The 14716-nt window shown below is 43.3% G+C and carries 10 protein-coding genes; 3 read left to right on the top strand and 7 right to left on the bottom strand.

Translation table 11 applies throughout. The annotated features are described in order from the left end of the window. Positions 1-316 precede the first annotated feature (316 nt). The 3 genes from BLQ87_RS21415 to BLQ87_RS21405 are packed head-to-tail and all read right to left on the bottom strand — an operon-like array spanning position 317 to position 4558. Positions 317-2125 carry a ComEC/Rec2 family competence protein gene (locus BLQ87_RS21415; RefSeq protein ID WP_074610773.1) on the bottom strand — a complete coding sequence of 603 codons (1809 nt, stop codon included), beginning with the start codon at positions 2123-2125 and terminating at the stop codon, positions 317-319. A 3-nt stretch (positions 2126-2128) separates the two neighbouring features. Continuing rightward, a complete protein-coding gene (locus BLQ87_RS21410; RefSeq protein WP_245723900.1) occupies positions 2129-4168 on the bottom strand; it encodes a general secretion pathway protein GspK in 2040 nt (679 codons plus the stop codon). 54 nt (positions 4169-4222) lie between these two features. Then, the gene (locus BLQ87_RS21405; protein WP_069380672.1) at positions 4223-4558 is read right to left on the bottom strand and encodes a MerR family transcriptional regulator; all 336 of its coding nucleotides are present in this window, start codon (positions 4556-4558) and stop codon (positions 4223-4225) included. A 118-nt stretch (positions 4559-4676) separates the two neighbouring features. Here BLQ87_RS21405 and alaS point away from each other — a divergent pair, with 118 nt between their 5' ends. After that, positions 4677-7382 (top strand): alanine--tRNA ligase, encoded by a 2706-nt coding sequence (alaS, locus tag BLQ87_RS21400; RefSeq protein WP_074610770.1) that lies wholly within the window; start codon positions 4677-4679, stop codon positions 7380-7382. 215 nt (positions 7383-7597) lie between these two features. Here the strand turns inward: alaS and BLQ87_RS21390 are convergent, their stop codons facing one another. Genes BLQ87_RS21390 through BLQ87_RS21375 form a run of 4 tightly spaced genes read right to left on the bottom strand, consistent with a single transcriptional unit; the run spans position 7598 to position 11306 of the window. Next, entirely contained in the window at positions 7598-8623 is a 1026-nt protein-coding gene (locus tag BLQ87_RS21390) for a hemin-degrading factor (protein ID WP_074610768.1), read from the bottom strand. A 12-nt stretch (positions 8624-8635) separates the two neighbouring features. Then, positions 8636-9436: a heme ABC transporter ATP-binding protein gene (locus BLQ87_RS21385; protein WP_074610767.1), complete on the bottom strand. Its 801-nt coding sequence runs from the start codon at positions 9434-9436 to the stop codon at positions 8636-8638. Next, positions 9436-10482 carry a FecCD family ABC transporter permease gene (locus BLQ87_RS21380; RefSeq protein WP_074610764.1) on the bottom strand — a complete coding sequence of 349 codons (1047 nt, stop codon included), beginning with the start codon at positions 10480-10482 and terminating at the stop codon, positions 9436-9438. The genes BLQ87_RS21385 and BLQ87_RS21380 overlap by 1 nt, the downstream gene beginning before the upstream one ends. Further along, on the bottom strand, positions 10476-11306 hold the full coding sequence (locus tag BLQ87_RS21375) for a heme/hemin ABC transporter substrate-binding protein (RefSeq protein ID WP_074610762.1): 831 nt from the start codon (positions 11304-11306) through the stop codon (positions 10476-10478). The genes BLQ87_RS21380 and BLQ87_RS21375 overlap by 7 nt, the downstream gene beginning before the upstream one ends. Before the next feature lie 357 nt (positions 11307-11663). Between BLQ87_RS21375 and BLQ87_RS21370 the strand changes: the two genes are divergently transcribed. Then, a complete protein-coding gene (locus BLQ87_RS21370) occupies positions 11664-14030 on the top strand; it encodes a TonB-dependent receptor (protein WP_083361985.1) in 2367 nt (788 codons plus the stop codon). A 10-nt stretch (positions 14031-14040) separates the two neighbouring features. Then, the gene (locus tag BLQ87_RS21365) at positions 14041-14700 is read left to right on the top strand and encodes an HmuY family protein (RefSeq protein ID WP_074610759.1); all 660 of its coding nucleotides are present in this window, start codon (positions 14041-14043) and stop codon (positions 14698-14700) included. Positions 14701-14716 lie beyond the last annotated feature (16 nt).

Here is a 14716-nt window from a genome sequence, read left to right as displayed (position 1 = left end):
CAAACTTGTATAACCCGATCAGGAATAACAAATTTGCATGTATAGTCAATTTAAAATTAATTCAATAACCTGTATAGCCATACACGGATAAGACAGCTTTTACCTAAGCTAGGTCTGACCACGCTCTAACCTCGGTCTATACTCGGTGCTAACTCGGTCAGAAGCGTGTTAAAGGCGGGTAAGCAACGCGTAAAAACCAGGTGAAAAACGCGGTTTTCTGCAAGCGGTCGGGTCCTTGCTTCTATGGAGGTCAAACCATAATGCTGAAGCTCTGGAAATCTATCGCCGGCCTACTTTTTTTTGCAAAAAATCAGGATCATGGAGGGACCAGTTTTACGAACTTTATTTTGTGTTGATCCAAGGCTGGTTGTATGAAATATACAAATGCTTTGTCGCCCTGTTTTAGGGTCGTGCAGATCGTCGCGTGATTTGAAAACAGGTAGGCAGTTGCCTGTTGTTTAGGAATCTTAAATCTGATGATCTTTCTCTGATGGTAGGCGCTCAACTGATCATAACTAAGGCAGCTTTGTAAAATTAGAAACGATGCGATAGCAGCGAACAAAGCCTTTTTTTGAAAGTGAACCCAGGCGATGACCATAAAGGTTAGGGCGAAACATAACCATACAAGTTCTATCTTGCTGATCCAGACGCCCGATAAACTGGCGAAAGGAAGGTTTGCAATCCATTGAAGTCCCTGATTCGTAAAATTGATCAGCCATTCAAAAAAAGGCGCTAAAAAATCAAAACCAGGAAACAGCAGAAGGATTCCAAGGTACATCAGCAATGCAATAGGGAGAATAATAAACAGATTGCTGAGTAGAAAATACAGCGGGAACTGATGGAAATAGTAAACCGAAGCGGGAAAGGTAAAGAGTTGGGCTGCAAAAGACATGGCCATCAGTCCCCATAACTTGTGGAGCCATTTGTTTTCGATATACCAGCATTGCTGAATTTTTGGCTGCAGATAAATTAAACCGGTAACTGCTAAGAAAGAAAGCTGAAAACCGACATCCCAAATCAGAAAAGGATGGTAAACAAGAATACAGAAAGCGCTGAAAGCTATAATATTATAGCTGTTGGCCGGTCTGGAAGATGATTTAGCGATCAGAAATACCGAAAGCATCATCACAGATCGAAGTACGGAAGGGGAGAGACCAGTTAACAGCGCATAAAACCAAAGGGTTGGAAGGATCAGGATCAGCTTCAATAGTTCTTTTCTTTTGAGGCGATTCAGGAAGGTTAATAAAACGTTTAGCACCATGTAAATCAACCCCACGTGCATACCGGAAACGGACAATGCATGAATGGTACCTGTTTTGGAATAAATATCCAGGGTTTCTTTACTCAGATCTGCACGATAACCCAGAATTAGTGTGGAAGCCAGGCTGATGGCCTCCTTATTTTTGATCAGACTGGCATAGCGTTTTACCTGTTTGTTTCTTAGTGCTAAAGCGAATGCCAGTACAGGATTGCCATTATTTCCTTTTGTCTTGAGGCATTGATGTGGCTTCAGGAAAGTTTGCTGATAGATGTTTTGTGTGGCCAGCCATGACTTAAAATCAAATTCGGAAGGTTGATCCGGGGGCTTGATTTCCGAAAACCGGGAAGGAATGATCAGTTCGTCCCCGTAACCCAGGTTTAATGACGCTCCAACAGGTACTTTTATCGCGACCATGATGGTTCCTGAAACAGGACTGGCAAGGAGGTATTTCCCTTGCTGATCAGGCGCTCCATCGACCTGATAGGCCAACAATACACGGGCTTTAAACTTCAGGATATCGCCTTTGTATTGAGGCTCATCATTGATCCGGACCTTTAAATATCCGGAAGGGACTTTTGCGAAGTAATCGGGACTCAGATATTGGGTATGGCTAATGCAGGATAATCCGGCAAAAAAGAAGCAGAGCAATTGGAAAACGAATCCGGTAAAGGTTTTGAAATGATAAGCTTTGAATGCCTGATAACGGCTATTTATCACCAGCAGGACGATAAACAGGCTAAGGTTGATCGAGGTTAAAACCATCTTGCTAAGGATGGAGTTAAAATTATAGAAAAAGATGATTCCGGCAGCATAAGGGAGTAGAATTCTTAAAAAGCTGAAGGCATTTTGATCCTGAAAACTCATCGTCTAAAACTGATAGCGAACCTGAAATTTCAGGTCGGACTTCTTGCTCCCCATGATCTCATCCAGACCAGAACCAATAACTGTTTTATCCCGATAAAAATAGAGCGCATACCTTCCCCAAAGGTCGAGTGTCTTTAGTAAACGGTAGCGAACATTTAGATAGGTTCTGATGCCCTTTCCATAATAGCCTCCTGAACCTGAGCCAGACAATACATCATCTTCATAAGCATAGATCCTGGAATTGTAAGAAGCAGTATTAAAGTAAGCCAGTCTGACATTGCCGGATAACTTTGAAGATAAAGGCGAATAATCAAGGTCCTGATAGACCAGATAGCCCAATTCTTCATTTTTACTGCCCTTTTGGTATTGAACAAGTTCTATGCGTTGCTGAGACTTGAATTTTCTATGAAACTGCCAGTTGCATTCCAGTCTGTAGTTTGTTTTTAGCAGGGGGACAAGTGAAGGTGCAGGGCTTCCGGCATCTGGATTCTGTTGTTTGTGTTCAGTTTTAAACCTGGCAGTAATCTGGAGTTTTTTAGAAGGCGTATACCTTAACTGCGCCAATACTTCATATCCGGAAGAAGCGGAATCTACCCGGTATTTTAACCATGGAAATTTAAAGTAATCGATGTAAACAGAGAGTTTCCAATGGGAATGCGGACTAAAATTTAATCCGAGATAAGCTCCTTTCTCATTGGCAGTTTCTGAGGCTTCACCTATCGCCTGACTAAAGAAGTTATGGTGGTCTTTGTCGTAATTTCTATAAACAAAGACCGCAGATAATCGGGGAGAGATGCTGGCCATCGCGCCCTGAAGAATGGCAGTGCCTCCATTAATGCTATGAGATACCTCCCCGTAAAAATAGACGTTCCGGAAGGTGTAATTGTAATGAAATCCCATATTACTGAGCTTCTTGCCTGCGAAATAATACCTTTTGTAAGCAGCACTGCCATTGGTAAAGATATGTCCGTAACTGGATTGATACCCCACAAAACCTGCGCTGAACTGATCGCTAATGTATTGCAGGACGAGGCCATACACCTGCTGACCAAGTGTTTTTCTGTTTTTTATCTCTGTCTGAGTCCGGTGAAGGCCATTTTCGCTAATGGTACTGAGGCTAATGGTTCCATCTGGCATAACCTTCAGACTGGCATCACGCTTTCTGAAAGAAAAGAATGGGCTGAGGTAGAAATTCCGGAAGAGTTGAACCGTTCCGGCAATGCCCCTGAAAAATGAACCTTCGTTGGTGGAGGTATAAGCTTTAAGGCCAACATCTTTACTCGCCACACTGGTCACATCCGGGCCCTTTCCAAAGGAAAATCCAGACCAGAGGCTAAGTCCCTGTCCGAATTGCAGGCTATAGTCCCCGATGACCAGCTTGCGGATGTGCCGGTATTTGTAAAGGGCAATATTTCCGGAGAGAAAATCTATAGCAGGCCTGCCATTGAACAGGGGTTCCCCTGCATCTTTCTTCAAAAGTAGTGATGCAGAAAGGAGATCTGAATATTGATATTTATAACGCAGCAGGAGCTTATCCGGACTTCCGAGGTATCGGCTTCCGGCCAGATTTCGGAAACCTTTTTGTTGTTCCAGAAGCCTGCCATACCTGAGCATAATTTGATTGCTGCCTTGCTGGCGGAGGTTCTTCAGGTTTAGCTGGCTGTAGGCAGTAGCAGGATTTAAAGTCACGAAGGGCAGGAGCCGGTCTATCGTTTCCAGGTCGAAATCGGGAATGGATTGTAGTTCGAGCAGGTCTATTAATTTGCCATTCCGGGAGAGGTACCTGAAAAAGCTGCTGATTTGAAGTGGCGACAGGCAGATGAGCTTTTTTAAATCCTCCGGATGGGTATGGTTGAGGTCTATCGGATGTTTCCTGAAAAAATCAAGCTGATCTGTAAGGTCAGAAACATCTTCTTCCTCGTTCCCATTTTCGGCAAGGCTTTCTTTAAGGTCTTTTACCTGTTCCCCTTCCTGTGCGGAGAGGGGAATTCCTGAGCATATCAGAATGAGGAGGAAGAATAATCGAAGTGAAGCTGGCATCATAATGCCTAATCACTATATTATTTCGTTTAATAAAAAATTATTTTAACTAATAATTTATATTTCCTCGTTTAGCTTTAGTAAGAAATCTTTGAGTTTCTCCAGTGAAGCGATGATCTTTTGGTTTTCTTTTACTTCAGAAGTATTGTTCTTTAAATGCTCTTTAGCTCCTTTAAGGGTAAAGCCCTTATCGTCTACAAGGTGGAAAATGATCTTTAAGTTTTCAATGTCTTCAGGGGTAAACAAGCGGTTACCCTTCTTGTTTTTTTTAGGTTGCAAAACATCAAATTCCTTTTCGTAAAAGCGGATCTGTGATGCATTTACGCCAAACATTTCGGTCACCTCACCCATCGTATAATACATTTTATTAATTTCCCGTTCTTTGTAAGGCATAGTTTGATCTTGATTATTAGTGGTTTACGGCTTTTATATAAAGTGTTCAAATGTAAAGGGATTTTAGTAGAATACCGCAATAAAATTTTAATTTTGTTCACCATTAATATAGAGAAGGATGACAGCTAAGGAAATCAGACAGGCATACTTAAAATTTTTTGAATCGAAACAACATCATATCGTTCCATCTGCACCAATTGTAGTGAAAAACGATCCTACGCTGATGTTCACTAATGCAGGAATGAATCAGTTTAAAGATTTGTTCCTTGGAGAAGCGCCTATAAAATACCCGCGTGTAACAGATACACAACGTTGTTTACGTGTTTCCGGTAAACACAATGACCTGGAGGAAGTAGGGATTGATACCTACCACCATACCATGTTTGAAATGTTAGGTAACTGGAGCTTTGGAGATTACTTTAAAAAAGAAGCCATTGCCTGGAGCTGGGAATTATTAACAGAAGTATACAAAATCCCTAAGGATAAACTATATGTTTCCATCTTTGAAGGAGACGAGAAAGAAGGACTGCCAAGAGATACCGAAGCCTATGAGCTTTGGAAACAATTCGTTCCTGAAGAAAAGATCATTCTTGGAAACAAGAAAGACAATTTCTGGGAAATGGGAGATACTGGTCCCTGCGGGCCATGTTCAGAAATCCATGTGGATTGCAGAAGCGAAGAAGAACGTAAAGCAGTCAGCGGAAAAGATCTGGTGAATGCAGATCACCCACAGGTGATTGAAATCTGGAACAATGTCTTTATGCAGTTTAACCGTCTGAAAGATGGTTCACTACAGCCATTGCCGGCACAGCACGTAGATACAGGAATGGGATTTGAACGTCTGGTACGTGTGTTACAGGAGAAATCTTCTAACTACGATACGGATGTGTTTCAACCAATGATTCAGTTTATTGCGAAACATGCAGGGGTGGTTTACGGCGCAGATGAGAAAACCGATATCGCCATGCGTGTAATGGCAGATCATATTCGCGCGATTTCTTTTGTGATTGCTGACGGACAACTGCCTTCGAATAATAAAGCGGGTTACGTGATCCGCAGGATCCTTCGCCGTGCGGTAAGGTATGCTTATACCTTCCTGAACCTTAAAGAACCTTTCTTGAATCAATTGGTTCCGGTATTGGCAGAACAGTTTAAAGGGGTCTTTGATGAACTGGCATTGCAGCAGGATTTCGTGCAAAAAGTAGTGCTGGAAGAGGAAGTTTCCTTCCTGAGAACTTTGGCTACAGGAATTCAGCGTTTTGAAAATTACACGAAAAAACAAGGTGAATTGCTGATGTCAGAAAATGCCATCGAACTGGAGAAATCTTTTGACGACAATTGGGTGTACAGCATCCTAAAAGATCAGATGGTGATTTCAGGAGAGTTTGCTTTTGAACTGAACGATACTTATGGTTTTCCGATAGACTTAACTGAATTGATGGCCAGAGAACAACGCTGGACTGTTGATATGGTGGAATACAATAAAGCATTGTTAATGCAGAAGGAAAGGTCAAGAGCGGCAACGGCTGTAGATACGGGCGACTGGATCATGGTCAATGCAGAGCTGGAGACGGATTTTGTTGGTTATGATGATTTTGAAATAGAAACACAGATTATAAAATACCGCAAGGTGAGTGCAAAAGGCAAAGAACAATATCAGATTGTGCTGAGCAAAACGCCATTCTATGCAGAAAGTGGTGGTCAGGTAGGGGATACCGGGCGATTGGAAGACCATAGCCGCTTGTTCTTTGTGGAAGTGACCGATACCAAGAAAGAGAATGGGGTAATCGTTCATTATACTGATACTTTACCTGAAGATCTGGATGGTTTATTCTGGGCAGTGATAGACGAAGATAAACGCCTGTTGTCGCAAGACAACCATACGGCAACACATTTACTTCATGCGGCACTTAAAAAGGTGCTTGGAAGCCATGTGAATCAAAAGGGCTCCCTGGTAAATCCGGATTACCTGCGTTTCGACTTCTCCCATTTTGCAAAGATCAGCGATGATGATTTAGCACAGGTGGAACATTTGGTGAATCAAAAGATCAGAGAGAACATCCCTTTGAAAGAACAAAGAGATATCCCTTACGATCAGGCGATCTCCAGTGGAGTTACGGCTTTGTTTGGAGAGAAATATGGCGATTTTGTACGTGTGATTACTTTTGATGATCATTATTCAAAAGAACTTTGTGGAGGTACACATGTTCAGGCAACCGGACAGATCGGATATTTTAAAATTATCTCCGAAAGTGCCGTTGCAGCAGGGGTAAGACGTATTGAAGCGATTACTGCTGATAAGGCTGAAGCTTTCATTTTAGACCAGAACAGGGAACTGAACGAGTTAAGGGCATTGCTTAAAGGGAATAAAGATTTGAAATCAGCAGTTTCTGCATTGCTGGAAGAAAATTCCAAACTGAAGAAAGATGCGGAAAAAGCAGTAGGGGAGCAATCTGCAAACCTGAAGCATGAAATTGTTCATCACCTTAAAACGATCAACGGGGTAAACCTGATTGCTACCCATGTGGATCTGCCAAATGCAGATGCAGTGAAGAATTTAGCTTTCGCAGTGAAAGACCTGGTAGATGACCTTTTCCTGGTGTTTACGACGTTAATCGAGGATAAACCGGGAATTACGGTGATGCTTTCAGAAAACCTGATCAAGGATAAAGGCTTAAATGCTTCAAATATCGTCAGAGAACTGGCTAAAGATATCCAGGGTGGTGGTGGCGGTCAGCCGTTTTATGCAACGGCTGGTGGTAAGAATAAGGAGGGTTTAACATCCGTTCTGGCTAAAGCAGCAGATCTGATCCCGGCATCATAACTAGTCAGGATAATTTTCAATTGATATAAAAAGGCCGGTAATAAACCGATAATGGCCGGAAGATTTTCCGGCCATTTTTTATTTTAAAACCCAATAACCGAGGGCCAGCCATATGAGCCCTTTGATTAGAAAAAAGAGGAATCCCCAGATCCCGACTTTCTTTAACCATTTTAAGATGGTGGCTTTTTTATCTGATGTGGGTGTATTTGTCATAATTAAAGCGATTCTTTCAGGACTTCACGCCAGCTCTCTAATTCAGGAATTCCAGGCTTGCGTTTACCAAAAAATTGAACAATCATTTCTCCGTTTTTGTCAAACAATTCGATAGAATTTACATCACCGTCAGTAGAAGGTTTTACAACCTGCCATACGCTGCGAACTTCATCTTCACGAAGGTGCAAATTAAATTCTGGATCTAAAACATTAAACCAGGGTCCCATATCTACTAGTTTTGTAATATTTCCGGTATGGATCTGGATACAACCTGCATTTCCTGTGAAAACCATTACCGGAACCTGCTTTTCTGAACAAGTCGTCATGGCCTTTCTGAAACCTTCAATGCTGGTTTCCTTTGCTCTTCCAGCAGGAGCAAGACGGAGCGCCTGGGTTCTGGTCACTTTGAACTTTCTCAGGAGCATAAAAAACTCATGGCTGTCCTTCATATTGTTCCAGGCTTCCTGAAATCCGGTCACATCTATTTCTGCATCTGCCAGTTCCGGCTGAGGGGTAGCTTCAGGGGCGCTTTCCATTGCTACCGGCTCCTGATCTTCCTTGCGGAAGTTTTGAATCAGCTGATCATAAGCCTCCTGATTACTGCGGTCTGTCAGGTAGATTTTATGAAGGGCGGTACCGTTGGCATCAAAAAACTGAAGACTTTTACGTCCCGCTTCTTCTACTGCAAAACCATGTTTCCATTGGCGGAGAAATAAACGGAGGTCGATGTCTGCACCAAGCACCAATCCGGCATGGGGTGTAAAGGAAATGTCTTCGTAAACACCTTTTCTTTCGTTCACGCAATACTCGTTGCGGGTAAGCGCCATCACATAACCCAATGAGGTTACGGATTCAAGGATTTTCTCAAAATCAGGCTGTAAGAAAATTACCTGCCCGCCAAGTCCGGTCATCAGTAATTCTGCTTCCGTTACTTCCAGTTCCTGTGCCGCCTCCCTAATTCTTTTTTTAGGGTTTTCGATTTTATAGGCTTCATATTTTTGCTTCAGTGTGTTTGTTGCTGTAATCATGGGGTCGGTTTTTTATGATAATGAACTTAAATTAACGGTTGTGTTTTTAGGAATAAAGAAGGGTTTGAGGGTTTTCGGATTGGTAAATACATCAGAGTCGATCTCAAAGACTTCATAAATATTTTTTGTGTTTAATACTTCAGAGGCGGTTCCATCATACCATTTCCTGCCATTCTTAAGCATCAGAATCCGGTCTGCATACTGGGCGGCAAGGTTAATGTCGTGTAAGATGCTGATCACCATAAAACCTCTTTTAGATAACGCTTTTGCGATGGCTAAAGTTTGTTGCTGGTATTGCAGGTCTAATCCTGAAACGGGCTCATCCATCAGGAGCAGAGCATTGGGGATGTCCCAGATCTGTACGAGAATCCTGGAAAGTTGTACCCTTTGTTGTTCTCCTCCTGATAAACTGAGGTAGGAGCGCTCAGCAAGGTGTGTGGTTCCGGTGAGCTTCATCACTTCCTCACAGATTTCCCTGTCTTTAGCCGAAGGATTGTTCTGATAATGAGGGTAACGGCCCATCATCACAATTTCCTGTGCCATAAAGGCCATATTGACGATGTTTTGCTGGTTGAGCACGGCTCTTTTTAGCGCGAGTTCAGGGGAAGAGTAATGGCTGACTTCCTTATCGTGCAGGGTAAGGCTTCCTTTGGAGGGTGTTCGTTCTCCGCTCAACATGCGGAGCAAGGTCGATTTTCCCGCCCCGTTTGCCCCCAAAATCACGAGCATCTCACCGGGCCGGATGCTGAAAGAAACATCCTTCACCAGCATGCGCTTTCCTGTTTCGTAACTGATATGATCTGCGATTAACATTATAGGGTCAGTTTTTTCTTGTCTTTAATTAAAATATACAGGAAGAGCGGGGTTCCTAATAAAGCGGTAATCACTCCGATAGGAAGTTCAATCGGGGCAATGATCGTTCTGCAAAGCATGTCCGCCAGGGTGAGCATTAAAGCGCCCATTAATGCGGATGCAGGCAATACATATTTGTTATCAACGCCAACAAGCAGCCTGATCGTATGTGGAACAAGTAAGCCGACAAATCCAATGATTCCGGATACGGCTACAGCGGCACCTACCGCCATGGTCGACAGGATCACTACATTTCTTTTGATCCGGTTAATGCGAAGCCCAAGCTGATTGGCCTGTGTTTCCCCCAATGCGAAAGCATTCAGGGCTTTACCCATATGAGGGAGGATCAATACCGGCAGGAGTACAAACGGAGTGATGGCGAGGACGGTTTCCCAGGTGGCTCCGGCCAGGCTTCCCAGCATCCAGAAAGTAATGTTTCTCAGCTGCTGGTCGTCGGCCATATAAGTGATCAATCCTGTTAATGCACCGGCGAGGGAATTGATGGCGATTCCGGCAAGCAGCATGGTCGCGACATTGGATTTTCCATCGGTCCGCGAGATCTGATAAACGACCATGGCCGCAATTCCGGCACCTGCAAATGCACCAAAAGCCAAGAGGTAATAACCAAGAAGATTGCTCAATCCTACAAAAAGGGCCATTTCCAGTACAATCACGATGACCGCCATTAAGGAGGCACCGGCAGAGATTCCGATCAATCCGGGTTCTGCCAGGGGGTTGCGGAAAATGCCCTGTATCGCGGCTCCGGAGATGCCCAATGCTGCACCTACAAGAATGCCCAGGACCACTCTTGGAAGGCGGACAATATTTAAAACACCCTCATGTTGGATGGAAACCGATGAACCGGAAAAGAAACCGATCTTTTTCGCCAGAATAATCATGACATCAATGACCGGAATTTTTACTGCACCGAGTCCGAGTGAAAATGCGGCGGCTAAAAATAAGGCTATCGTCAGCAGCACATAGAGACTTACCTTCTGAATTACCATTTACTGTTGAGTTCTTTAATGGCCTGTGGAAGTCTTGCGGAAAAACTCACGAGTAATTCTCCATCCATTTGAATCACTCTTTTATTTTTTCCGGCATTGGTTAAACTTACCCCGGGCATTTTTAAAATACTATTGATGCCTCCAAGGCTTTTATAGCCGAAGTCAAACATCAGGATCACATCCGGATTGGCATTGACCAATGCTTCTGTGGTATAAGGTTTATAGCTTGAAAAGCCCTGCGCAGCATTTTTCCCACCGGCAAGGGTAATCATGGCATCCATATTGGTGTTTTTTCCCGCAACCATCATGACACCCGTTCCACGGGCATAGACGAACAATACTTTAGGGTGTTTTGGGTTCTTCTTTACCAACTCCAATGATTGTATCATGTTGTTTTCCATCTGTTTGACCAGTGTCTCTCCCTTTTGGGCGACTTCCAGTGCTGCAGCAACGGCCCTGATGAATTTTGAAGCACCTTTTACTGTGTATTCCTGTTTGATGCTGACGAGTTTTATCCCGGCAGATTTTAACTGATATTCAATGGCTTTAGATACATCACCCTCCGGGGCAATGACAAGGTCTGGTGAAAAGGAAATGATGCCTTCGGCTGATAACACGCGGTTCTGGCTCACTCTGGGTAATTTAGAAACATAGGAGGGGTAAATACTGGTTACATCTACGGCTACAATCTGACTTCCAAAGGCTAACGCATCTACCGTTTCTGTAAGCGCAGCGCTTAAAGTGATGATCCGCTTCGGCACAATTGCGGAAGAATTGTAATAACATACGATTACCAATAGAAAGGTCTGGAACGTTTTGATCATTTTTTAGATTGTGTATTGACATTTATAACGGTGCAAAGAAACCTTTAATTATACTCATTCCAAATAATTATTTTTTTATTGTCGGTATTGGTACGTTTTCTCTTTAAGGGGCTGAAATGGAGGTGTTTTTAGTGGTTTTTTAGGCTTAATTGCTTGTTCTTTAGTGGTTTGCGTTTGTGTATGGCAGTGTCGTAAATGCTGCTTTTCTTTTAATTCTTCCTATAATATATCCCGAATCCGTAAATGTTATCCCGAAAAGGTTAAAAATAATCCCTTTTTCGTTGTGCAGATATTAGTAAATCTAAGCATATTTGCCTACTTTATTTAGACTCATTAAAAATAATATAAGCTACTTGAATGTACAACTACATCTCTAAAAAGAACTGTTTATTGGCGCTGCTGTTTTTCCTGACCAATGCTGTGACGGCAAAGGAGCTGAAAGGGAAATTGACAGGAGTAGTATATGATGACGCCAATAAGCCTCTTTCTGGAATTACGGTTTCTTTAGAGCCGGATATGCGACGTGAATTAACAGATAAAAAAGGAGCTTTTGAGATCGATCGCCTGTATGCGGGAACGTATACCTTGAAAATTTCTGCGATCGGATTTGGCACACATACACAGGAAGTCGTGGTAGAAGCAGGAAAAAAGAATACGGTTGCCATCAGGTTAACCCGAAAAAATGAATCCTTAAATGAAGTCAGCGTAACCGGAGTGCATGGAAATCCGGATAATTTCATCGACATGACCAGGACGGCCATGCCCAGCACGGTGATTACCCGCAAGGAAATCGAACAAATGGGGAGCAGAAGACTGGATGAAGTGCTGAAAGAACAAACCGGTCTGTCGATCGTGAACGACATCGCTTCCGGTAATAGGGCAGTGGGCCTGCAAATGCAGGGTTTTGACAGTGGGTACACCATGATCATGATTGACGGGCAGCCCATGGTGGGTAGGAACAACGGGAATTTTGATTTATCCCGGATAACCGTTTCCAATATTGAAAGAATCGAAATTATAAAAGGTGCTTCTTCCTGCTTGTTTGGGAGCGAAGCCCTGGGAGGGGTGATCAACATCGTTACCCGTAAAAATATTACGGAACCGCAAGGAATGGCGGCATTGCGCTATGGCAGCTTTAATATGCTGGATGCGACGCTGGAGGGCGAAACTCCTTTTGCAGGCAAAAAAGGATCTGTTTACCTGTCCGGAAATTATTACCGGACGGACGGATTTAATTCTAATCCCTACCTGAAGGAAGGCAAAACTGCACCTCCGTTTGACAGTTATGCGCTTCAGGGACGTGGACGTTATGAGTTAAGTGAAATCAGCAGTCTGAATTTTAATGGACGCTATGCGGGTAGAAAATCTGTCAACAACCAATCTTATGGGGTTCAGCCAGCTAAAGATGTGATGGATGAGCATGACCTGAACGGATCTGTGGCGCTGAATCAAAATTTCAGAAATGGCACCAGATTAAAAACGCAGTATTACCTGACCCGCTATCAGACCGGGCAGGATGTGACCGACTTAAATAGCGGAATAGTGATGCCGGGAAGCAGGTTTAATCAGTATTTGCACCGTGCAGAGGTACAGGGTATGCACCGGTTTTTTGGCGCATTGACCTTAACGGGTGGTGTTGGCGCTGCTTATGAATTGCTGGACAACGCCTACTACCGCGGGAAAAAAGACATGAGCAATTATTTTGCCTATGGGCAGGCCGACTGGCAGCTTGCACCAAAGCTGAATGTGACAACAGGGGCCAGGTATGATTATCATGACAAGTACGGATCTAAGCTAAGTCCGAGTATTGGGCTTAATTACCAGCCCATAGAAAAACTCAGCTTCAGGGCAGCCGTTGGAACAGGATTCAAAACACCGAATTTTCAGCAGTTGTATATGGTATTTACAAATGTACAAACTGGCTATACTGTATTCGGTTCGGAGGAATTCTGGAGAGAATTAAAAATCTTACAGGATGCCGGGAAGATCATTAGTGTATATCCTATTGCTTCCAGAATTGCTCAGTTGAAACCGGAACGCTCGGTTTCTTATAGTGGAGGATTTGCTTTCAGCCCACTGAATGCGATCAAACTGGATGTCAATGTTTTTTATAACGACATGAGGAATTTTATCAATGCAGAGGCTGTTGCGCAAAAAACAAATACCCAGCAGATTTTCTCTTACGTAAATGTGGCTAAAGCCTATACTGCCGGAACGGAAATTGGCCTGAGCTGGAAAGCAACTGAAGTGTTGAACTTTTCTGCAGGTTATCAGCTGTTATATGCCGTGGATAAAGGGGTCGTTGATTCCATCAAAAATGGAACGGGATTATATGCCGGAATCTACGATGGGGTTAATCCGCCAAGGCGATCTACCAGATCTGATTATTTCGGGATGTCTAACCGCTCCCGCCATATGGCCAATGTTAAGGTGACCTATGAGCATGTGAAAACAGGCCTTAGCGGTTCATTCAGGGTGAATTATAGGAGCAAATACGGCTTTACTGAACGGAATAAGGCAAACTTGTTTATCGATCAGTACGATACTTTCGTGCCTGCATACTTCCTGTTTAACGTGGCCATCCAGAAGGCTTTTTATCATAAACACCTGCAGTTGCAGCTGACTGCTGATAACCTGATGGATTATCGGAATCAATTAATGCCCGGACAGCAGGGAAGAGCCATTTTGGCTGGAATCAGCTGGAGATTTTTTAAGGAAAAATAGCACAATAGATATGAAGAATAAGTTAAAATCAACAATCGTACTTTTTGCAGTCATCTGCGCCTTTGCTTCCTGTACAAAAGATGAAGTGAAACCAGAGCCGGTAGATGGGAAGAGTACGATCATTAAAGATCTTCCCGGAGATGTTGGGAAAACTGTTGGAGGTGGGGCAGAATTTGATCCTCAGTATTTCAGCTTTAAAACTGGTGCTAAGGTAGCCACAACCGAAAAATTAACGTCCGGATGGGATCTCGTATTCGTAAAGGAGTACAATTCGTTTGTTTCAGTTAACAATGGAAAAGACGGGAATAGTCTGGGATTCGGTGGGCCGGGCAAAGGCGGAATGGTGGTGATCAACAAGGCCTACGATGAAGTTAAAGAAGCACCTGCGGATACCGAGTTTGCCGCAAACGGGATTACTGGTGCCGGTTGGGATTCCGGAAATGGGAACGGCTGGTATTTTTATGAACTCAAAACACATATTGCTGTTCCGATTAAAAACAGAACCTATGTGTTGCGCACTGCGGAAGGAAAATATGCAAAACTGGAGATGTTCAGCATGTATAAGGGAAATCCGGCAACAGTGAGTGACCTGAAATGGCCTGCTCCTTATTTTACTTTCCGCTATTACGTGCAAGAGGATGGCAGTAGAAACCTCAACACCAAAGACTAATAATTATTGAATAAAG

The sequence above is a fragment of the Pedobacter steynii genome (assembly GCF_900103665.1).
Lineage (GTDB): Bacteria > Bacteroidota > Bacteroidia > Sphingobacteriales > Sphingobacteriaceae > Pedobacter > Pedobacter steynii.
Note: the sequence above shows the minus strand (reverse complement) of the source record. Positions and strands in the feature narration are given on the sequence as shown.